Below are 21146 nucleotides of genomic sequence, written 5' to 3' on the forward strand. Positions count from 1 at the left end.
ATACATTTTCTCCTCTTTACATTACTACCTGCTCTTATCAATACAACCGATTAATCTATTATTAATATCAGCAGCAATTTCCTGTAAAGAGTCTTCCTTTCTTAAATCCAAGCACCCATGCCGCCTTTAACATTGGATATTTTTTGAAACCCTTGTTTCTTAAGGATTTTTGCTGCTTTTGCACTCCTCATTCCGCTTTGACAGATAACGACTACTTCTTTTTCCTTATCTAACGAGCCCGCTTCCCTAGTTAGATTAGAGAGCGGAATATTTTTAAAAGGTTTGCGGTGATTTGCTTTATATTCACCAGGTGTACGGACATCAATGAATTGCACATTATGATCCTTGAATTTATTCTTAGCTTCTTGAACACTTATATTCATAATACCTTTTACCGGCATAAAGCGAAATCCGAAAAATGCAATAATAACAATTAATATAATCCACTGAATCACGCTCATTCTGTTACTCCACTTCTCCTTCCCAATCAAGCATGCCTCCAACAATATTTGTTACATTGTAGCCGTTCTGGATTAGGAAATCACATGCGCTTCCACTCCTACCACCGGAACGACAGACCATATAGTAATGTTCATTTTTATTCAATTCATTTAGACGCTCTGGAATTTGTCCTAGTGGAATATGTTTTGCTTCCGGAATGATTCCCATCGCCACTTCTTCATCTTCCCTTACGTCGATGATATTTAACTTTTCACCTGCATCTCGTTTTCTTTCTAATTCCTTTGCTGTAATTTCTTTCATTTAAAATTACCTCCTAATTAGATTAAAATATCAAACCAAATCTTTATTGCGGTACCTGCGATCATAACCGCCAAAATAACTTGTAAAATTCGGGTATTCATTTTCTTGCCGGCCTTTGCTCCGAGTGGTGCAGCTAGGAGACTCGCGACAATCATAATTAATGCTGGCGAGTAATCTACTTGACCGGTAACAAGTTTACCAACACTGCCTCCGATAGAAGATATAAAAGTAACAGCTAAACTTGTTGCTATTGTCATTCGCGTCGGTATATGCAACACTGTCAACAAAATAGGTACTAGCAGGAATCCACCTGCAGCGCCTACGATACCGGATGCTATTCCAACTATTAAAGCCAGCATAACTGCTAACGGCTTATTAAAAGTCACTTCATCAAGCGGCATATCGTCTACTTGCTTTTTCGGTATAAACATCAACACAGCAGCAATAATTGCTAAAACACCGTACACAATATTTACTGCTTGTCCTGATAAAAATACAGAACCATAACTACCAATCAAACTACCGATTAAGATAGCTCCTCCCATATAGATGATGAGCTGCTTATTTAGATAACCACCTTTACGGTATGCCCATACTCCGGCGATAGATGCGAACAGCACCTGTACGGCACTTATTCCCGACACCTCATGTGCGGTGAAGGCAACTAAACCAAATAATGGAGGAATGTACAAAAGCATCGGATATTTAATGATAGAACCGCCGACCCCTAACATTCCGGATAAAAATGATCCAATAAATCCGATTGTAAATACTACGATGATAAACGTTAAATCCATGGAGCAACCTTCTTTCTAAAAGGACAAAGGCGTAAGCGCCCGTTTAGCAACGTACAAACTGGAGCACTCCGGAATGAGATAAAGGAAACACAACGAACGATAGTGAGTTGATGTTGACTTATCGATTGGAGGAGTGTGAAGTTTGATAGTTGCTGGGCGCTGGAGCCGGACGTGGCTAGCCCTCGATACCTAAGTTATCAGCATTTGTATTTTATATTTTCTTATACTACTAGAAAAGCGAGTAAGGGTTCTACTCGCTATTTGGTTTTCATTATGCTTTTTGAATATAGAAATAGTGAATATCATCTTCTGTTTTCTGCTCTAGTAAAGTGTGCCCTCCGGATTTTGCCCAAGCTGTAATATCACTTAGCGCACCTTTGTCTGTTGCAAGCACTTCAAGTATTTCACCAGAGTTAATCGTATCTATAGCTTTTTTTGTTCGAACGACAGGCATTGGACATGCAAGACCTTTCGCATCTAATGTTTTCGTAATATTCATTGTATTTCTCCTTTATTATTTAAGATCGTTTGGAACCAATATCTTCGTAAATTCTTACCGAACCGCACACCGATTTGGACCAATTTCCATTTCGGTTTGTTCGTCATTGTCAGGGATGATTTTACCCATATTCACTTGACGAATTCGCTCATGTGAATTTGGTTGTGGTGGTAAGTTATCTGTCACAGTCCGGCGGAACTCTTCTTCGTCTTCGATATTTAAGCCATGGTTTTCTTTAAATAACTCTCCTAAGCGTCTTGCTACGGTACCATTTTCATTTAACTCATCGATGATCATAAAATGTGCAGGTAACACCACTAGCTCTTCAGCAAGCTCGCGGTAACGAGAATATAATGTTTCACGTAAATCCCCTACCCAATCTTCCGCTAGTCCGGCTAAATCCGGACGTCCAATAGAGTCGATAAATAAAATATCTCCTGTCAATAAAAACTGATCATCAATGATGAAAGAAGTTGAACCAATCGTATGACCAGGTGTGTATAGTGCACTAACGTCAATTTGGGATGCACCAACTTTAACATTTAAACCATCGGTAAGAGCTGTATAATCAAACACTACTTCCGTCGCATCTTTTGGTGGTAAATAATAAGTTGCACCTGTTTCAGCTGCAATATGTCGTCCACCTGAAATATGGTCTGCGTGTAAATGTGTATCAAATACGTGTTTGATTTCTGCACCTTTTTCTTTTGCAAAGTTTATAAAATCATCGGTGAAGCGCACTGCGTCAACAATCGCTGCTTCTCCTTCCGAGATTACCATGTAAGAGAGGCAACCTTTCCCTAGTCGGACAAACTGGTATAGCTCACCACCATTATCTAAGTCTGCTACTTTTACAGGTTCTAAATAGCTGCTCCAAGATCTCATTCCACCTTCAAGATAAGCTGCTTCACGGCCCTCTTCCGCTAACATTTCGGCAACCATCACTGAAGACCCTTCTTTCGCACAAACAACGAGAACTTCTTTGTCAGTTGGAAGTTGTGGTAGAATCTCTTCCACACCATCTAACAATTCAAAGTATGGAACATTTAAATATTCGAATTTATGACCTTCAATTTTCCAATCTTGGAACGCATCTTCATTACGTACATCCAAAATAAAAAGCTCTTCATTATCAATAACTTTTCTAGCAACTTTTGCTGCTGTCCACTTTTGTACTGTCATCTTCTCAGTTACCCCCTTAGGTATGATTTTGTTGATTTTTTTGCAGTGGAGAAATTCTCCACTGCATGAAATTTTTCAATTTAGAACGTTAATGTCGGTGCAGCATCTTTAGCGAATTCAATGAATGTTACAGCCCCACCAACTTCGATTCCATTTACGAAATCTTCTTTTGTAAGTCCCATGACGTCCATTGTCATTTGACAAGCAATAAATTTAACACCAAGCTCCTGTGCCATTTCCACTAACTCTGGGATTGTAGGAGTGTTTGCTTTTTCGAATCCTTCAGCAAAATGTTCTTTCCCAGCTGGCATTTCTAAATGGTGCATTCCTTGCTTATGAATTAAATTTAACCCTTCAAATGTGAAAAAGATTTGGACCTCTTTTTCTGAAGCTGCTGCCGCTGTTGCAATATTAAATACTTTGTACGCATCAAACAATCCACCGTTTGCTGCAATGATCGCTACCTTTTCTGACATCATACATTCCTCCTAAAATTCTTTTATTGTTTTCCCGTTCCATCCATTCATACCTGGCAGAACGTTATACACTTTTGTAAAACCATTGTCAGCTAAAAGCTGTGCAGCTAAATCAGAGCGGTTACCGGTGCGGCAAACCACATAAATCTCTTCATCTTTATCCAATTCCTTCATGCGGGATTCCAGTTCTCCCATCGGAATGGACTTAGCACCTTCTATATGACCAAACGCATATTCCGCCTCTTCACGCACGTCTAAAATTAAACCGTCACGTGATTCTAATTCCTCAAAGGAAATAATCCGTTCGAATGCTTTTTCCACTTTTGGCTCATCCGAACCTTTGCGGATGTAATGGTAAAGTACATCATCTTCTTCCACTGTTCCTAAATATTGATGCCCAACAGAACTTGCCCAGGCAGCCAAATCTGCTTTTGATCCCTTATCTGTTGCCTGAACTTCCAAAACAACACCTTCTTTCAGATCATTTATTGCTTTTTTAGTTTTTACAACTGGCATCGGACAAGCAAGTGCCTTTGCATCCAAATGATGATCTGCTTTAATCACGCATTTACCCCCCTCGGTATTATTTTTTTAAAATAATAATACAGACATCCATCCTATACCTGTATAGGTATATTTGATGGTAATAAAATAGTCGTTTTTTATAACGACGTTTCATAGATGTCTTTCATTCATTTCCCGCTGATTTAGCTTAGCGGAAAACCAATTCATGACTCATCATATACCCCGCAGGGTAAAAAGTCAACTCTTTAAGCTTTTACTTTTTTACATCACTTTTCAAGCTTCAACTTTAGCAAGATTGATTCGTAGTCAATATACAAAAAACCCCAGTCAGCAGCTTCTCTACTAACTGGGGTATATTCATCTTTTCAAAGCGATGTTCCTTACTCACTTAATCCATCCGAAATTACCTCAATATTATATTCCAAATATTTAACATACGTATCTGCTTCGCTGCCTTTCTCGCCGATTTCATCTGAATAAATAGGCTTTTCATAAATTGGGATTCCCGTTTCATTTGATACGGTTTCCATTGGCCGCGTGTCCACATTCGACTCGACAAATAGAGTACGAACATCATTTTTTTTGAGATAATCTACAAGTGATGTAATTTGTTGTGGGGTCCCGTTTTCCTCCGTATCTACAGCCCAAATATAAGCTTCTTCTAACCCATAACGGTTTGTCATATATTGGAAGGCTTGTTCGCTTGTCACAAGAATACGTTTTTCTTCGGGTATTTCATTTATTTTTTCCTCATATTTTTTATCGATTTCTTTCAACACTTCGAGATACGCTTCCGCCCGTTCGCTATATTCTTCCGCGTTGTCGGGATCGATTTCGATTAATGCATCCCTCATATCTTCAGCCATATAGATACCTACAACGGGATCGATAAAGGTATGTGGGTTGACTTCCTCTTCCACACCTTTTTGATCTTTACCGACATACATCGGTTCAACTCGCTCGGTTAAACTAAAGACTTTATCTTCATCCTGATTAACCGAATCAATCATTTTCATAAACCATCCATTACTGCCGCCTTCTAAATTCATTCCATTATAGAATAGGATATCCGCATCTGACGCCTTCTTAATATCCTCGGGAAGCGGCTCATATTCATGAGGATCCGTTCCTGTTGGGACCAAGTTGTGCACTTCGACGTTATCTCCACCAATTTCCTTCGCCATATCCTCAATAATCGTAAAGGATGTAACAACCTGTAATGGTTTATCGGTGTTTCCTTCCGAATCACCTGCCCCATTTCCTTCTTCACTTCCGCAAGCTGCTAATACAAATAGAAGCACACTTGCTAGGATTAATCCTAATACCTTTTTTCTTGTCTGTTTCATTTTTTTCTCATATTCTCCCTTCACATTAGCACAGTTTCCAGTTTGGAAAATGCCAACAAAAATCCCGTGACACGGCTTTACATGGAGAGGCGGGCATGGTAGGCTTTACGCCTTGTGAAATCGGGGTTTAGCCGGTTTCCTCTTTCACAACAATCCATGCCCGCAGAGGCTTCATGTCAAGCCGCAAACGTATAATTATAATTAAATGGTAGTGAATTTGTACATTACACTAGAATTCAGCTGAAATAACATAAAAATATCTGTTCTGATTTACAATAGATCATCCGGCTGGAATAGTGTGCAACTTTTCAATATTAGTTTTTTGCAGTCCTGCTTCTTGTTGTCTTCAACATACGCCAGATAAGACCTTGCTTTGGAGCGAATAAAAATGCTAGGATGAATATCCCTGTCGCCGCTAAAGCGATAATAGGCCCTGACGGCATATTATGCATGAAGCTTATATATAACCCAATCACAGAAGCTAATGCACCAAAAAATGCTGCAAGAATAACCATGATCGATAATCGATTTGTAAGTAAATAAGCTGTTGATGCCGGAGTAATCAACATTGCTACGACAAGAATAACTCCTACCGTTTGTAAGGAAGCAACCGTGACAAGTGTTAGTAATATCATAATACCGTAATGGATAATCCGTGTCTTTAATCCATAAGCCTGTGCCATCGTCACATCAAAACTGGAAACGAGTATTTCTTTAAAAAACAGCAAGACTGCTGTGATCACAATAATACCAACAATTATCGTCATCCACATATCGGTGCTCCGAACAGATAATACATTTCCAAATAGTATCTGTGTTAAATCCGTTGCACTTTGGGCTGCTGTTATTAATACAATTCCCAGTGCAAACGCAGCGGAAAAAACGATCCCTATCGATGAATCAGTTTTAATCCGACTATGTTGATCAATAAATCCTATACCAAATGCTGCTAATATACCTACCGCGACAGCTCCGTAAAAATAATTAATGCCAAGCATATAAGAAATCGCAACCCCGGGTAAAATGGCATGGGATATAGCATCTCCCATTAAAGCCATGCCGCGGAGGATAATGAAACTTCCTACAATCCCGCAGATTATTCCTACAAGAATCGAGGTGACAAATGCTTTTTGTAAGAACTCGTAGTTTAGTAAATCTTGGATGAACTGCACTTACACTCCAACCTCCAATCCACCAGCCATCTGAAATTTCGTTTGATAAGCTTTTTTCATTATCTCTTCTTTAAAGACAGCTGTTACAGATCCTGCACCATACAACTCTTTGTTGATGATAATAATCTCATTAAAATAATCTTTTACTTTTGCTAAGTCATGATGGACGACGAATATCGTTTTCCCTTCATTTTTTAGACCTTTTAGGATATTGATGATGATTTCTTCGCTCGCAACGTCAATCCCAACAAATGGTTCATCCAGAAATAAGAAATCAGCATTCTGTGCTAATGCACGTGCTAAAAACACACGTTGCTGCTGACCGCCAGATAATTCACCAATTTGACTTTTGGCATAATCCTGCATTCCGACTTTTTCCAAACAAGCCATTGCCCATTCTTTATCCGACTTTTTAGGTCTGTGGAACAATCCTAACTTCGGGTACGTTCCTAATAGCACCGTATCTTTTACAATGATTGGAAAATCCCAATCGATATTCGAACGTTGCGGAACGTATGCAATTTTCTTTCTCTGTTTATGAATTGGCTGTCCATCAATTTCAACCTCGCCAGATTGAGTCGAAACTAATCCAAGCATTGCTTTTACTAGTGTTGACTTGCCTGCACCATTTGGTCCCAATATTCCAATTAGGCTTCCTCCATTAAAAGTAAAACTAATATTCTTCACAACTTCTTTATCTACATAAGATACACTTATATTTTTTACAGAGATTTTATTAGCCATACATTTTCCCTCCGATATACCCATCGAATTAGCCGCGGAAACAAAAGTTTCCCATGTGCAACAAATGGGTAAAAAAAAGTAAACTTGCTTTTTTTATATAATTTTATTATATTCCTTTTGCAGTTTGATGTCAACAACTAATTTTGCCTATGGCAACTTTAGATAAAGGGCGCCTATACTTTTGCAAAAACCATGAATAATATGTTCTTTTGCCGACTCAATCCATCTCCATCATTCATTTATAAAACAGGGACACAGGGACTGCTTCCAACCCCTATGCCCCGATTTTTTATTTATCTTGTTCGTTTTTTGCTTTGTTTATATATTCTCTCCAGCGTTTTTTATCTGGGGTAATGGTTAGCCCCAAGTATTTCCTCTCCTGATTGGCATCTTTATAAAGTGATATCGTCATTAATATAACGACGACACTAAATGGCAATGCGGAGATGATTGCTGCAGATTGCAATGCATTTAATCCCGTTTCTCCACCGGCTAGCAGTAATATAAATGCGATTGCCGACAATGCTAGTCCCCATATCACTTTTATAAATCCTGCTGGACTTAACGTTCCAAAGGCTGTCTGCATACCTAGAACGAATATGGCAGAATCTGCAGAAGTAATGAAGAACGATGCTATAAGTATAACCGTAAGAATTGATAATAGGAGGCTTAAAGGCAGTTCATTTAAAACTCCAAACAACTGAGTCTCAGGTGGCATGTCAAATATCTGCGGTGCAGATTGCGCTACATCAATACCAGTCAGACCGAATGCGCTGAACCAAAGGATACTTACCAAAGTTGGAACGAGGAGTACCGCCAATACAAATTCCCGGATCGACCTGCCACGGGAAATCCTTGCAATAAATATACCTACAAATGGACTCCAACTCATCCACCAGCCCCAGTAATAGATCGTCCATGAATGCATCCATTCTCGTTTTTGTGGATCTAATGGCGCAACGTCCAAACTGTTAAATATTAATGAATCAAGATAAGCACCAGTCGTCGACGTCATCATATTAAGAATAAATAACGTGGGCCCAAGAATTAAGAAAGCAATAAGTAAGAGAGCAGCTAAGATCATATTTAAATTACTTAAATATTGAATCCCTTTACTGATTCCGCTCCATGCACTATAGATGAATAATACAGTTACAACGGCAATGATGATACCTTGAACCAGCTGATTGTATGGTAAACCAAAGAGATAGTTCAGCCCACCATTAATTTGCATCGCCCCTAAGCCTAAAGAAACAGCTACTCCAATAATGGTTACGAATACGGTTAGCACATCAACCATCGTTCCAATTGGACCATCTACCCTATCTCCTAAGACTGGACGCAACGTTTTAGATATTAAACCAACCTCACCTTTTCTAAACTGTGCATAAGCTAATCCAAGTGCAACAATGCCATAAACCGCCCACGGATGAAATCCATAATGCAGAAGAACTGATTTCATTGCTTCCGCCAAAGCAGCCGTTGTTTCGGGCTCAGCACTAGGTGGTGCGAGAAAATGGGAAAGTGGCTCTGATGCGCCGTAAAAGACAAGTCCAATCCCCATCCCTGCACTAAACAACATCGTAAGCCAGGATACCGTATGGAACTCAGGTTCATCATGTGGCTTACCAAGTTTTAGTTTGCCGATCGGGCTAATACCTAAAAATATACAAAAGACTAAAATCACCGTAAAAACGGTCATATAATACCAGCCAAACGTGTCTGAAATCCATGAAGCAATAGCACCAGCAATATCTCCAAATTGCTCAGGGAATACAGCGCCCAAAAGCACTAATATTCCAACAATGATAGATGCATAAGTAAATACACTTGAGAATTGTTTTTGTTTTCCACCCATATTAAAGTTTCATCCTCTTCGTAAACTGGGACAGAGGGTCAGAGCACTTGTCCCAGCTTAATTTAACGATAACAGTATATATATTAACAATTTATATAATCGTTCACAAGGTTTTTCCCGCTTATTGTTCATATTGCCCATAATAAAAGAGCCATAAACATTATTTTGCGAATGGCTCTTTTTGGCATATTAGATTTTTTGTAGTATGATTCAATTACACGAGAAGTGGTATGTACAAGGAGGAAAAATCTATCCCCTAACGTACTTTCAACAATAAGAAAATGGGGCAAAACATTTACTGTCTTGCCCTCCCTCGTTCAATAATCAATCTTCAGTAATTGAGCATTAATTGCAACAATTATCGTACTTAGTGACATAACGGCAGCTCCAATGGCCGGGGTCACTAGAATACCAAAATTGATTAATACACCTGCTGCTAGTGGAATTGCTAATATGTTATACCCCGATGCCCATCCCAGGTTCTGGATCATTTTTCTATAGCTTGCTTTGGAGAGCTTTACAATATTCAGGATATCAACCGGGTTACTGTTTACTAAAACAACATCTGCCGTTTCGATAGCAACATCTGTACCCGCTCCTATTGCAATACCCAAATCTGCTTCAGCCAAGGCGGGTGCATCATTGATTCCATCACCAATCATCGCAACTTTATTATTATCCTCTTTTAATTGTTTCACATTACTGGCCTTCTCATGTGGAAGTACTTCTGCAATAACCGTTGACATGCCAAGTTGTTCACCGACATAGTTTGCGACACGGCTATTATCCCCAGTCATCATCACCGTTTCAATGCCACGGTTATTCAGTTCTTTGATGACGTCATAAGAGGATTCCCGAATGATATCGGCTAATGCTATCATGCCTTGTAATTCATTATCCTTTAATATAAAAATTACTGTTTTACCTTGTTGTGCTAACTTATCATATGTTTCTTCATCGAAGTCAACTTGATTCTCCCGCATTGCTCCCGGGCTGATCGCTGCAATTTCTGAGCCATTCACGTCAGCAGTCAATCCCTTACCGGTTAGGTTTTTATAATTTGTAACGTCGTATCGCTCTAAATTGCGCGCTTTCCCTTCTTTCACAATCCCTTTAGCAATTGGATGGTCGGACTGTGTCTCAACGGAATAGGCCAATTTCAATAATTCCTCTTCACTTACATTGTTGCTTGGATGAATATTCGTAACACCGAAGTTTCCTTCTGTAAGTGTACCTGTCTTATCGAAAACAACACGATCCAATTTCCAAGCACTTTCAAATGGAATCCGGTTCCGAATTAACAAACCGTTCTGCGCAGCAATCGATGTTGATCGTGAAGTAACTAATGGCATTGCAAGGCCAAGTGCGTGCGGACAAGCAATGATCAGAACGGTAACCATTCGTTCTAATGCAAATTCAAAGTCACTTGTTACAGCCCAACATAGAAGCGTAATGATTCCCGACACTACAGCTACATAGAACAACCATTTTGCCGCAGTATCTGCAAATCCTTGTGCTCTTGATTTCGTACTTTCCGCATCACTTACTAGTTGGATGACTTGAGCTAAATACGTATCGTTTCCGGTTTTATTTACTCTGATTTTTATTACGCCATCCCCATTAACCGATCCACCAATTGCATCCATACCCGGTCCTTTTTCAACTGGAACAGACTCACCTGTTAACAGGGACTCGTCGACAGTAGATTCTCCTTCAAAGATTTCTCCATCAAGCGGTATTTTTTCGCCAGATTTCACAAGAATCTCATCTCCAGGGTATAACTCTTCAACAGATACCTCGACAATGTTTCCGGAAGCATCAATCTTATGTGCTTCTTTTGGCATCAGTTTAATCAATTCTTCCAGTGCCTTAGAAGCACCCATGACCGATCTCATTTCAACCCAGTGACCTAACAGCATAATAACAATCAGTGTAGCAACCTCGAAATAAAAGTCACTTCCTGCGATAAAGAATGCTGTTAACGTACTATAAACGTAGGCAGTTACAATCGCTAGGGAGATTAACAGCATCATTCCAGGTGTTTTCGCTTTTATTTCATCCCAGGCTCCAGCTAAAAACGGTTTACCTCCATAGAAGAAGACGATTGTTGAAAGGACGAATAATAATACCATGTTTCCTGTAAAGGTTACTTCGTAGTTGAATAGCATTTGAATCATCGGTGATAAATAGGTTATCGGTATTGCCAAAACTAAGGATACCCAGAATCTTTTCTTAAAATCTTCAATCATGTGTTCATGGTGATCCGCATGACCACCATGTCCACCATGACCGTGGCCATGCTGACCGTGATCATCGTGTGCGGTGTGTCCGTGGTTCTCATGTTCTTCATGCAAACTATGTTCATGATGGTGTTTGTTTTTCCCATTACCTTGATTTCCCATTGTTTTCACTCCCCGTCTCGTAGTGAGTTTCACTTTATGCAACTTATTCCATCTTCCTTATCTCAATCATAACATACGATACCCCCCTTTAGTATTTATTAAACTAAAATAAATATTACAAAATTGTGCATTTTTGTTTTATAGAAAAATTACCGCCTTTAAATCACGTTTTACAGCCATATTACATTCCAATGATCGAAAAGACAACAATTTCACCTTAAACAACCGTTTTCTTATCAGGATATTGACTTAGAGCAGACCGAAGCAATTGAATGGTAGTTGTAGATGTGTTTATTTTTGCTAACCTATGTTCTCCGCTCCTTTGACTGCGCTTACACACTTTTAATCTAGGTATAAATGAAACCATCATTTCGTAGGGAATGATGGTTTCGTTTTCATACTTTATGGCATTTTAATTTTTCTGCAGTGCACGAAGCAAGCTTGAAGTCTCATTTATGCATAAAAAAACCACCAACATATGTATTGGTGGAGACGGAGGGAGTCGAACCCTCGTCCAGAGATATTGCCACTCAGGCTTCTACGCGTGTAGTTGATATATTCGTATTTCACTATTCACTCGGCCTATCAACAGGCTTTGTGATAGCTAGTCTGATTCATCTCGACTGACGATCCTCAGACGGTGGAAGTCAGTCCAGCCTGCTTGAGTTTGAGACCCTTCTATCTACAACACAGGCTATTGTAGGAAGGATCCTTTAGGACTGCTTAAGCAGCAGCTAAAGAGTAGTTTTCGTTTTTGCCAGTTATAGGCGTTTACGTTTTACGAGCCGTAACCTCGACGCGCAACCTGAGCTCAACCTACCCCTGTCGAATCCGTAACGTCCCCATATAAATGAGAACACTCGGGGGAGTCCCAAGCTCTATACTTATTATAACACAGACTTGTAATAATGCAAAGGGACCAATTTAAGCTTACTGATTGTATTCCTTTAACGCCCGGTCCGCATCCCGCTTCATTTGTTTCCTTTTCATATCTTCTCGCTTATCGAACTTTTTCTTCCCTCTTCCAAGACCGATTAGCACTTTGGCATAGCCATTTTTAATATAAATTTTAAGCGGGACAAGTGTATACCCTTCCTGTTGCGTAAGCCCGATTAATTTATCAATCTGATTACGGTGCAGGAGAAGTTTACGAGAACGGGTTGGATCATGGTTATAGCGATTCCCCTGTTCATACTCTGCGATATGCAGATTAACTAGAAAAACTTCACCATTGATAATTCTCGCGTGGGCATCTTTAATACTCACCCGCCCAAGCCGGAGTGATTTAATTTCTGTACCTTGAAGGACAATGCCTGCTTCATACGTTTCTTCGATAAAATAATCATGGCGTGCTTTCTTGTTTACTGCAATTGTTTTTCCTGTTCCCTTTGGCATTGAAACACCTCCCAATCACTTGCATAGACCTTTATTTTATCAGATTATCATGTTTTTTCCAATGAGAATTTATTTATTGCAAATAAATCAGACTAATCGCCATAATCGTCATGCCAGCAATAACGCCGTATATCGATAAATGAGCCTCATCATATCGCTTCGCCGCAGGTAAGAGTTCATCAAGCGAAATAAATACCATAATTCCGGCAACCATTGCAAATGTGATTCCCATGACGAATTCATTTAAAAACGGCATTAGGATAAGAAATGCAAGAACCGCTCCGACCGGCTCCGCTAAACCCGAAAGGAAAGAGAGCTTGAACGCCTTTTTCCTGCTGCCTGTCGCATAGTAGATTGGTACAGATACGGCAATTCCTTCCGGGATATTATGAATAGCTACGGCAACCGCGATTGCGAAGCCGACAGAAGGGTCCTGCAGGGTTGAAATAAATGTTGCAATGCCTTCCGGAAAGTTATGGATCCCAATTGCTATCGCTGTAAATATGCCCATTTTCATCAGTTCCGGGTCTTGGATTGCTTTTCCCGGTTTCTCCATATCTTCTACCTTTTTAATTTCATGGGGATTGGAATAAGTTGGGATCAGCTTATCAATCACACCGATCAATAACATTCCGCCAAAAAATGCAAGGACTGTCACCCAATACCCTTCCGTATAACCTAATGAGGATACGAGCGCTACTTTCGCCTGAAAAAAGATTTCTATCATCGAAACATAAATCATTACACCGGCTGATAAGCCAAGTGCGAAAGAAAGAAATTTTGTATTTGTTGTTTTAGCAAAAAATGCAAGCAAGCTCCCTACACCGGTAGCAAGACCTGCAAAAAGAGTAAAAATTAAAGCAAGGGTTACATTATCCATCACAACACCTCCAGCCAATAATCATATTTTATTATACATAATCGCGTCATAAAAGTTCCATGAGAAGCTTAATAGTAAAAAACAGTGGAGCCTCCCCACTGTTTTTTATTTTTTCTTCTTACCTTTATTCTTTTTTACTTTTGATTTACCTTTAGATTTGCTCTTTCCTCTTGCCGGGATTTCTTGTTTGTTTCCTTGGTGGCGTCTTTTTTTCGCCTTTGTTTCCAAGAGTTCGAAGTCTACAGCCCGTTCATCTAAGTTTACCTGGGCCACTTTTACTTTCACTTCGTCTCCAACACGATATATTTTGGCAGTATGCTCTCCGATTAATGCATGTGCGCGATCATCATAATGATAATAATCATCCGTCAGGTAGCTGACATGAACAAGCCCTTCTACCGTATTTTCTAGTTCTACAAACAATCCGAAGTTCGTTACCGAGCTAATTACTCCCGTAAACTCTTCGCCGATCTTATCTTCCATATACTCCGCTTTCTTTAAGTCATCCGTTTCCCGTTCCGCGTCGACCGCTCTTCTTTCCATTTCGGATGTATGGTTTGCGATTTCCGGAAGAGCTTCCCGCCACTCTGCAATCGTCTTTCTATCCATTTTCTTCTCAAATAGATACGTGCGGATAAGCCGGTGGACAATTAAATCCGGGTAGCGGCGAATTGGTGACGTGAAATGGGTATAAAAGTCTGTCGCAAGTCCAAAGTGCCCAACACTTTCTGGAGCATACTTCGCCTGTTTCATGGAACGAAGCATCAGCTTTGAAACAATCATTTCTTCTGGTTCATCTTTTATCTTGTCAAGAACTTTCTGTAGGGCTTGCGGATGGATTTCATTTGCTGTTCCTTTTACCGAAATACCAAGACCAGCAAGGAATTCAAAGAAACTCTCCAATTTTCCCTCATCCGGATCTTCATGGATGCGGTGAATGAACGGTACATCCAGCCAATGGAAGTGTTCTGCTACTGTTTCGTTTGCTGCAAGCATAAATTCCTCAATCAACCGTTCACCGACTGAACGCTCACGAAGCACGACATCCTTCGCTTTCCCTTCGCCGTCAACGAGCACTTGCGCTTCCTTGAAATCGAAGTCAATCGCCCCTCGGCCCTTTCGCTTTCCACGGAGGATCGCCGCAAGCTTTTCCATCTGTTCAAACATTGGAACAAGTTCGGCATATTTCTCTCGTACCGCTTCATCCTGATCGACGAGAATTTTATTCACGTCGGTATAAGTCATCCGTTCCGTTGAATTAATAACAGCGGGGAAAAATTCATGCTCCACAACTTCTCCGCTTGTCGTAATTTCCATCTCACAACCAATCGTCAACCGGTCGACTTGCGGGTTCAATGAACAAATCCCATTGGAGAGCCGATGTGGAATCATTGGAATAACCCGGTCGACAAGATAGACACTTGTCCCTCTTTCATATGCTTCCTCATCCATCGGAGAGTCTTTTTCAATATAATAACTGACGTCGGCAATATAAACACCGAGTTGGTAATTCCCATTGTCCAGCTTTTTAACCGAAATCGCATCATCAAGGTCCTTTGCGTCTGCCCCGTCAATCGTTACAATTTGTTCATTCCGACGATCGATTCTACCTTCGAGCTCCTCGGAAGAAATCTCATCAGGTACTTCCGAAGCCTGTTGTAAAACATCTTCAGGAAAATCAATCGTTATCCCATGTTTATAAATAATGGATATAATATCAATGCCAGGGTCATTTTTATGACCGAGAATCTCGGTGATTTCAGCTTCTGCACTGCTCCACGCTTCAGGATACTTCGTAATCTGTGCAATGACCTTATGGCCGTCAATCGCCCCGTTCGCTTTTCCTTTCGGGATGAAGATATCGTGGGGAATCCGCTTATCATCAGGGATGACGAAACCAAAGTTCTTGTTATCATCGTACGTTCCGACGACTTGAGTAATCGCCCGCTCCAATATCCGGAGCACGACACCTTCCGCACGGTCGCCTGCAAAGGATTGCTTCTCCCGCCTTACAAGCACCTTATCGCCATTCATCGCGGAGTTCAAATCAGATGGATTGATGTAAATATCTTCTACCCCCTCTTCTTCTGGGAGTAAGAAGGCGAATCCTTTATTATGCATTTGAATCCGACCTAAAATGAGATTCATTTTCTCCGGGAGGCCGTAACGGTTCTTTCTCGTGCGGACGAGTTCACCCGAATCCTCAAGGCTATTCAATGTTTTAATTAGTTCTTTAAACTCTTCTGCTTCTTGAATGCCCAGCTTCTCTTCAATTTCATCGATGCTTAACGGCCGGGTCTCCGTTTCGTTGAAAAATGTAAGCAATTTTTCTTTCATTCGTCTCACCTACTTTCATTATATTTATTACCGCTCATGACTTTTTTAATCATACATTCCAGTCAAGCTTCTCAAGGAATTGATAAATATCCTCATGCAATTCATCTTTCTGCTTGTCCAACGTGATAACATGGCCGGATTCCTCATACCATTTAATATCCTTCAAGTCGGCCTCGACATGGTCATAAATATAATTCGCACTTTCTGTATTGATCATCGTGTCGTTTCTAGCCTGGACAACAAATGTCGGAGTGTAAATCGTGTCTACATTATTCTTTACTTCTTCAATTGTCTCTTTCAATAAAGAGAACACTTCAGTAGATTCTTCCATGACAGTTGCTACTTCGCGTTCAATAGTTTTTTCATCTTTTCGTTCGAGTTGTTTATATTCTTTGGCAAAGAGTTCAAAGCCTTGTGTTAGTTGAGTCTCATTATCAAAGAACATCGGTGCACACATCGAAATTATACCTTTCACCTGGGTTGAATAAGCAAGCTTTAAGCCAAGCACGCCGCCAAGTGAAAGTCCGGCAACAGCAATTTCATCATAACCTAGTTCCTTCAAGTGATTTAATGCCGAATTCACATCTTCCCACCACTGATCCGGATTTGACTTAATCAGCTCTTCCGGCGGAGCTCCATGTCCCCGGTAAATTGGCGCATGAGATGTGTAACCTTTTTTCTCCAAGAAGCGGCCAAGCATTCTGACGTCCGCTGTATGCCCTGTGAATCCATGTAGTAATAGAACAGCTCTTGGTCCTGCTTCAAATGTAAAAGGTTGTGGCTGTTTAATCTTCATATCTATCTACCCTTTCAATCAATACTCTAAAAACAATGTTCAAAAAAGAGGATAAAAAGGACTGAGATCGACTAAAAACACAATCGTCTTTCTAACGCCGACACTAGCACATCCTGTGTCGATTTCGAGGTGACGAGAACTTCCGGCACCGGAATGTACGTTAGTAGGTACATGAGGAGCGAAAAAGCAAGCCAACGAGCTTCTCATGTGTGTGGTGAGTTCTACGCCATCCACAAGACGTGGACGGTTTTAGTAGAACCTCCTCTTCCTCGAAGTGTCACTTTTTACCATTTTGAACAACCTCTCTAAAAAACCCCTACCACAAACGTGATAAGGGTAATTATTATTATATAACATATGCACTTAAGAAAGCTAAAAGGAAGAATAGAGTTCCTGTTACTACCGTACCACGATGTAAGAATAAATCGAGTCCTTTTGCTTTTTGTTTCCCAAATAATTGTTCAGCTCCACCGGATATTGCTCCCGATAGCCCGGCACTTTTCCCTGATTGCAGAAGAACAAAGACAATCATAATAAGTGCATCGATTACCAATAAAATATTTACTGCCATTTGCATGTTACAATGACACCTCCCGTGACGACAATTACTATTATATACTTTATCACAAGTGTATTTTACATAGCAAGATAATACTTAGTTTTATTATTTTTTCTTTTCTAATCCGGGCGTTATAATGGGCTTTAGGAGGATGAGGAGAATATGAATGAAGAATTTTGGCTAACCGCGGAAGATGATTGTGAATTATATATCCGAAGCTGGGGAAGTGATATCAAGGATGCAAAAGCAGTTATTCTCATTTCCCATGGAATGACAGAACACATCGCAAGGTACAAGCAGCTTGCCGCCTTTTTTAATAGCAAAGGTTTCATCGTCTATGGAGATGATCACCGGGGGCATGGTAGAACGGGAGAGAAACAAGGTCAACTCGGATTCATCGCGGAAGCAAATGGCTTTGAATTGTTGGTGGAAGACCTACATCTTCTTATACAATATGTGAAAAAACAACATACAGGATTACCAATTTTTATTTACGGTCATAGCATGGGATCCTTTATAACAAGAAATTATATTCAGAATTATTCCGAGGAAGTTACCGGAGTAGTATTAGCTGGTTCCGGTTTTTTCCCCGAGCGAAGCAGTAAAGTTGGTTTGGAAATTGCCTCTTTTCAAAATCCGAGGAAAGAATCGACTTTCATGAACAATCTTGTATTCGGTAATTATAATAGTAAAATCGTCCAAAAGCTGACTAGTTTTGATTGGCTCACAAGGGACGGCCAAGTTGTAGATGATTATATCGCGGATCCACTTTCCGGTTACGTACCAACTGCCGGTTTTTTCGTTGATTTGCTGACTGGTATTTTACAGATGCAAGACCCGGAGCGCAACAAACGGATCAGAAAAGATTTGCCGATGCTTTTCATAAGCGGAGATGCCGATCCGGTCGGTAATTACAGTAAAGGGGTCTTTCAAGCTGCAGAAAGCTACATCGAAGCCGGTCTAAGCGATGTGCTTGTCTCCCTCTATCCAGATGCTAGGCACGAATTACACCAGGAAACAAATAAAGAGGAAATGTTCGACTTTTTGGAGCAATGGATTAGGAAACAATTGTAAAGTGAAACTTCATTCAGTGGGGGCTTCCTTCCCTTCCCCACTGAATGTTAGTTGAACAGAATCAGGGATTTACGGACTGTATATCCCCCACCTTCACATCTTGGGCGGCTTCCCTCATGTTTAGATGTGGGGGTATTACAGACCGTTAATGCGTGATAAAGGTGAACTAGAGGAGTGAAGTGGACCAAAGCGAAACCGGGAACGGTCCACTTCTTACTTATTTGCTAGTGAACTTCAGCATTCTTACTACACTGCTATCTTCCTACTCAATCACCTCTAGCCACTGCTCCACTGGCGTTCTTCCTTTATCCCTTGTCGTCTTATCCGGGTAGCCAATTTGTAAGACAGCAGCGATCTTATGCTTCTCATGATTCAATCCAATTCTCGCGATAAACTGCTCGTCGTGCATATAAGGTGTAATCGTCCAGAGCATGCCAACACCGTATTCCCAAGCAGCGAGCTGGGAGTTCTGAATAAAGGCCGCGATCGATGAATACTCTTCTTCATTTCGAATCGGGTCATTGGGGATTTCATAATAAATCAAAGCGTGATGAGGGATGGTGAATAGAAAATCAGCAATCGATGCCCTCGAACGCATTGCCTTCTCGGAATTACCACTCGGAAGCATGCCTGAGCGTTGATAGCTTTCAATAATTGCTCGTATGAGCTGTTCTTTCCCGTCTCCTTGATATAATTTTACCCTCCATGCCTCAGTCATATAATGTGTTGGTGCATAGGAACCGTATGTAAAAATTTCTTTTAACGTAGACAGCTCTATTTTCTCACGCTTAAAGCTTAGCGTGGAGCGTCGTTCTTTAATTGTATCTAATAGATTCATTCCGATTCCCCTCCTGTTATTACTTATTATAGCGCTTCAACCAAGCAGAAGACAAAAATATCCTAGACTCAGAACAAGTCTAGGATATTTTTCACATTTGTTAATTCATAGGAATCTTAAAATCATATGCTATAGATAAGTTTCCAGAGGTAGGCACGTCAACTCTGCGCCAGACACGCCTCTATTTTTTACTTTTTCAAGTTATAAAAAGCATTTTTTCCTGCGTATTCGGCGATACCTGCAAGTTCGTCTTCGATACGCAGTAATTGGTTGTATTTCGCAATACGGTCCGTACGGGACGGTGCACCTGTCTTGATTTGACCAGCATTTGTTGCAACTGCAATATCAGCAATTGTTGCATCTTCTGTTTCACCAGAACGGTGGGAGATTACTGCTGTATATCCTGCGCGTTTTGCCATTTCAATTGCTTCAAATGTTTCTGTTAATGTACCGATTTGGTTTACTTTGATTAGAATCGAGTTGGCAATACCTTTCTCAATTCCTTCTTCAAGCTTGGATGTGTTCGTTACGAATAAGTCGTCACCAACAAGCTGGACACGGTCACCGATACGGTCCGTTAATAACTTAAAGCCATCCCAGTCATCCTCGTCAAAACCGTCTTCAATAGATACGATTGGGTATTTGTCAACCATTTGCTCATACCATTCAACCATTTCTTCAGACGTACGGACGACACCTTCACCTTTCAGATTGTATTTCCCGTCTTCAAACATTTCAGATGCGGCAACGTCCATTGCAAGCTGTACTTCTTCACCTGGCTTATAACCAGCAGCTTCAATTGCTTCGATGATTGTCTGTAGGGCTTCTTCGTTAGAACCAAGGTTAGGAGCAAATCCGCCTTCATCTCCAACTGCTGTGTTCAATCCTTTGCCAGCTAGAACTTTCTTCAATGCGTGGAAGATTTCTGCCCCGACACGTAATGCCTCTTTAAATGTTGGAGCTGCGACAGGCATAATCATAAATTCTTGGATGTCTACGTTGTTGTCTGCGTGCTCCCCGCCATTTAAAATGTTCATCATTGGAGTTGGCAGTACGTTTGCGTTGAATCCGCCAAGGTAATTGTATAATGGGATATCAAGGTAGCTGGATGCTGCATGAGCTGCTGCCATGGATACGCCTAAGACTGCGTTCGCACCTAGTTTTCCTTTATTTTCTGTACCATCTAATTCAATTAATAATGCATCGATGATATTTTGTCTTGTAACGTCAAGCCCAATCAATTCTGGAGCGATAACTTCATTTACGTTATTTACTGCTTTTTCTACACCTTTACCTAGATAACGGCTCTTATCACCGTCACGTAATTCTACTGCTTCATATTCACCAGTAGATGCACCACTTGGAACGAGGGCAGAACCGAACCCACCTGATTCTGTCGTAATTTCAACCTCAACCGTTGGATTACCACGGGAGTCTAGTACTTCTCTTGCATAAACATCTGTAATGTATGGCATTTGCAATTCTCTCCTTTTATCTATTGTTT

The 21146-nt window shown here is 40.5% G+C and carries 20 protein-coding genes and 1 other RNA gene; 1 reads left to right on the forward strand and 20 read right to left on the reverse strand.

Features of this window, described 5'->3' with window-relative positions; translation table 11 throughout:
• Window positions 1-101 precede the first annotated feature (101 nt).
• The 18 genes from WKU33_RS06265 to secG all read right to left on the reverse strand — a co-directional run bounded on the left by WKU33_RS06265 (window position 102) and on the right by secG (window position 17748).
• Window positions 102-461 carry a rhodanese-like domain-containing protein gene (locus WKU33_RS06265; protein ID WP_340453727.1) on the reverse strand — a complete coding sequence of 120 codons (360 nt, stop codon included), beginning with the start codon at window positions 459-461 and terminating at the stop codon, window positions 102-104.
• 4 nt (window positions 462-465) lie between these two features.
• The gene (locus WKU33_RS06270; RefSeq protein WP_340453728.1) at window positions 466-762 is read right to left on the reverse strand and encodes a rhodanese-like domain-containing protein; all 297 of its coding nucleotides are present in this window, start codon (window positions 760-762) and stop codon (window positions 466-468) included.
• A gap of 17 nt (window positions 763-779) precedes the next feature.
• The gene (locus tag WKU33_RS06275; RefSeq protein ID WP_340453730.1) at window positions 780-1559 is read right to left on the reverse strand and encodes a sulfite exporter TauE/SafE family protein; all 780 of its coding nucleotides are present in this window, start codon (window positions 1557-1559) and stop codon (window positions 780-782) included.
• Window positions 1560-1830: 271 nt separating this feature from the next.
• Entirely contained in the window at window positions 1831-2058 is a 228-nt protein-coding gene (locus WKU33_RS06280; protein WP_340453732.1) for a sulfurtransferase TusA family protein, read from the reverse strand.
• A 54-nt stretch (window positions 2059-2112) separates the two neighbouring features.
• Window positions 2113-3240 carry an MBL fold metallo-hydrolase gene (locus tag WKU33_RS06285; protein ID WP_340453734.1) on the reverse strand — a complete coding sequence of 376 codons (1128 nt, stop codon included), beginning with the start codon at window positions 3238-3240 and terminating at the stop codon, window positions 2113-2115.
• Window positions 3241-3320: 80 nt separating this feature from the next.
• The gene (locus WKU33_RS06290; protein WP_340453736.1) at window positions 3321-3716 is read right to left on the reverse strand and encodes a DsrE/DsrF/DrsH-like family protein; all 396 of its coding nucleotides are present in this window, start codon (window positions 3714-3716) and stop codon (window positions 3321-3323) included.
• 12 nt (window positions 3717-3728) lie between these two features.
• Window positions 3729-4280 carry a sulfurtransferase TusA family protein gene (locus tag WKU33_RS06295; RefSeq protein ID WP_340453738.1) on the reverse strand — a complete coding sequence of 184 codons (552 nt, stop codon included), beginning with the start codon at window positions 4278-4280 and terminating at the stop codon, window positions 3729-3731.
• 341 nt (window positions 4281-4621) lie between these two features.
• Window positions 4622-5587, reverse strand: coding sequence for a metal ABC transporter solute-binding protein, Zn/Mn family (locus tag WKU33_RS06300; protein WP_340453740.1), 966 nt, complete (start codon window positions 5585-5587; stop codon window positions 4622-4624).
• A gap of 314 nt (window positions 5588-5901) precedes the next feature.
• Window positions 5902-6759 carry a metal ABC transporter permease gene (locus WKU33_RS06305; protein ID WP_340453741.1) on the reverse strand — a complete coding sequence of 286 codons (858 nt, stop codon included), beginning with the start codon at window positions 6757-6759 and terminating at the stop codon, window positions 5902-5904.
• Window positions 6760-7503, reverse strand: coding sequence for a metal ABC transporter ATP-binding protein (locus tag WKU33_RS06310; protein WP_340453743.1), 744 nt, complete (start codon window positions 7501-7503; stop codon window positions 6760-6762).
• Window positions 7504-7792: 289 nt separating this feature from the next.
• Window positions 7793-9361, reverse strand: a complete 1569-nt coding sequence (locus WKU33_RS06315; protein WP_340453744.1) for a BCCT family transporter — start codon at window positions 9359-9361, stop codon at window positions 7793-7795.
• 317 nt (window positions 9362-9678) lie between these two features.
• A complete protein-coding gene (locus WKU33_RS06320; protein ID WP_340453746.1) occupies window positions 9679-11763 on the reverse strand; it encodes a copper-translocating P-type ATPase in 2085 nt (694 codons plus the stop codon).
• A gap of 484 nt (window positions 11764-12247) precedes the next feature.
• Window positions 12248-12607: a transfer-messenger RNA gene (gene ssrA / locus WKU33_RS06325) on the reverse strand.
• A gap of 86 nt (window positions 12608-12693) precedes the next feature.
• Window positions 12694-13158, reverse strand: a complete 465-nt coding sequence (gene smpB / locus WKU33_RS06330) for an SsrA-binding protein SmpB (RefSeq protein WP_340453747.1) — start codon at window positions 13156-13158, stop codon at window positions 12694-12696.
• A gap of 73 nt (window positions 13159-13231) precedes the next feature.
• Window positions 13232-14038 carry a zinc transporter ZupT gene (zupT, locus tag WKU33_RS06335; RefSeq protein ID WP_340453750.1) on the reverse strand — a complete coding sequence of 269 codons (807 nt, stop codon included), beginning with the start codon at window positions 14036-14038 and terminating at the stop codon, window positions 13232-13234.
• A gap of 105 nt (window positions 14039-14143) precedes the next feature.
• Window positions 14144-16375: a ribonuclease R gene (gene rnr, locus WKU33_RS06340; protein ID WP_340453752.1), complete on the reverse strand. Its 2232-nt coding sequence runs from the start codon at window positions 16373-16375 to the stop codon at window positions 14144-14146.
• Window positions 16376-16424: 49 nt separating this feature from the next.
• Window positions 16425-17171: an alpha/beta hydrolase gene (locus WKU33_RS06345; protein ID WP_340453754.1), complete on the reverse strand. Its 747-nt coding sequence runs from the start codon at window positions 17169-17171 to the stop codon at window positions 16425-16427.
• A gap of 346 nt (window positions 17172-17517) precedes the next feature.
• Window positions 17518-17748 carry a preprotein translocase subunit SecG gene (gene secG / locus WKU33_RS06350; RefSeq protein ID WP_340453755.1) on the reverse strand — a complete coding sequence of 77 codons (231 nt, stop codon included), beginning with the start codon at window positions 17746-17748 and terminating at the stop codon, window positions 17518-17520.
• Between the two features lie 144 nt (window positions 17749-17892).
• Between secG and WKU33_RS06355 the strand changes: the two genes are divergently transcribed.
• Window positions 17893-18804, forward strand: coding sequence for an alpha/beta hydrolase (locus WKU33_RS06355; protein WP_340453756.1), 912 nt, complete (start codon window positions 17893-17895; stop codon window positions 18802-18804).
• A gap of 262 nt (window positions 18805-19066) precedes the next feature.
• On the opposite strand, the gene WKU33_RS06360 is transcribed toward WKU33_RS06355, so the two are convergent.
• Together WKU33_RS06360 and eno are read right to left on the reverse strand one after the other, a co-directional pair.
• Window positions 19067-19642, reverse strand: a complete 576-nt coding sequence (locus WKU33_RS06360; RefSeq protein ID WP_340453757.1) for a nitroreductase family protein — start codon at window positions 19640-19642, stop codon at window positions 19067-19069.
• A gap of 188 nt (window positions 19643-19830) precedes the next feature.
• Complete coding sequence (gene eno / locus WKU33_RS06365; RefSeq protein WP_340453759.1) at window positions 19831-21117, reverse strand: phosphopyruvate hydratase; 1287 nt, start codon at window positions 21115-21117, stop codon at window positions 19831-19833.
• Window positions 21118-21146 lie beyond the last annotated feature (29 nt).

It is taken from the genome of Oceanobacillus sp. HCA-5259, from assembly GCF_037892815.1.
Taxonomy (GTDB): Bacteria; Bacillota; Bacilli; order Bacillales; family Amphibacillaceae; genus Oceanobacillus; species Oceanobacillus indicireducens.

Excerpts from the sequence above, each read along its gene's own strand:
- WKU33_RS06265 (WP_340453727.1), bottom strand. The coding sequence starts at position 461 with ATGAGCGTGATTCAGTGGATTATATTAATTGTTATTATTGCATTTTTC.
- WKU33_RS06270 (WP_340453728.1), bottom strand. The coding sequence starts at position 762 with ATGAAAGAAATTACAGCAAAGGAATTAGAAAGAAAACGAGATGCAGGT.
- WKU33_RS06275 (WP_340453730.1), bottom strand. The coding sequence starts at position 1,559 with ATGGATTTAACGTTTATCATCGTAGTATTTACAATCGGATTTATTGGA.
- WKU33_RS06280 (WP_340453732.1), bottom strand. The coding sequence starts at position 2,058 with ATGAATATTACGAAAACATTAGATGCGAAAGGTCTTGCATGTCCAATG.
- WKU33_RS06285 (WP_340453734.1), bottom strand. The coding sequence starts at position 3,240 with ATGACAGTACAAAAGTGGACAGCAGCAAAAGTTGCTAGAAAAGTTATT.
- WKU33_RS06290 (WP_340453736.1), bottom strand. The coding sequence starts at position 3,716 with ATGTCAGAAAAGGTAGCGATCATTGCAGCAAACGGTGGATTGTTTGAT.
- WKU33_RS06300 (WP_340453740.1), bottom strand. The coding sequence starts at position 5,587 with ATGAAACAGACAAGAAAAAAGGTATTAGGATTAATCCTAGCAAGTGTG.
- WKU33_RS06310 (WP_340453743.1), bottom strand. The coding sequence starts at position 7,503 with ATGGCTAATAAAATCTCTGTAAAAAATATAAGTGTATCTTATGTAGAT.
- WKU33_RS06315 (WP_340453744.1), bottom strand. The coding sequence starts at position 9,361 with ATGGGTGGAAAACAAAAACAATTCTCAAGTGTATTTACTTATGCATCT.
- WKU33_RS06320 (WP_340453746.1), bottom strand. The coding sequence starts at position 11,763 with ATGGGAAATCAAGGTAATGGGAAAAACAAACACCATCATGAACATAGT.
- smpB (WP_340453747.1), bottom strand. The coding sequence starts at position 13,158 with ATGCCAAAGGGAACAGGAAAAACAATTGCAGTAAACAAGAAAGCACGC.
- zupT (WP_340453750.1), bottom strand. The coding sequence starts at position 14,038 with ATGGATAATGTAACCCTTGCTTTAATTTTTACTCTTTTTGCAGGTCTT.
- rnr (WP_340453752.1), bottom strand. The coding sequence starts at position 16,375 with ATGAAAGAAAAATTGCTTACATTTTTCAACGAAACGGAGACCCGGCCG.
- WKU33_RS06345 (WP_340453754.1), bottom strand. The coding sequence starts at position 17,171 with ATGAAGATTAAACAGCCACAACCTTTTACATTTGAAGCAGGACCAAGA.
- secG (WP_340453755.1), bottom strand. The coding sequence starts at position 17,748 with ATGCAAATGGCAGTAAATATTTTATTGGTAATCGATGCACTTATTATG.
- WKU33_RS06355 (WP_340453756.1), top strand. The coding sequence starts at position 17,893 with ATGAATGAAGAATTTTGGCTAACCGCGGAAGATGATTGTGAATTATAT.
- WKU33_RS06360 (WP_340453757.1), bottom strand. The coding sequence starts at position 19,642 with ATGAATCTATTAGATACAATTAAAGAACGACGCTCCACGCTAAGCTTT.
- eno (WP_340453759.1), bottom strand. The coding sequence starts at position 21,117 with ATGCCATACATTACAGATGTTTATGCAAGAGAAGTACTAGACTCCCGT.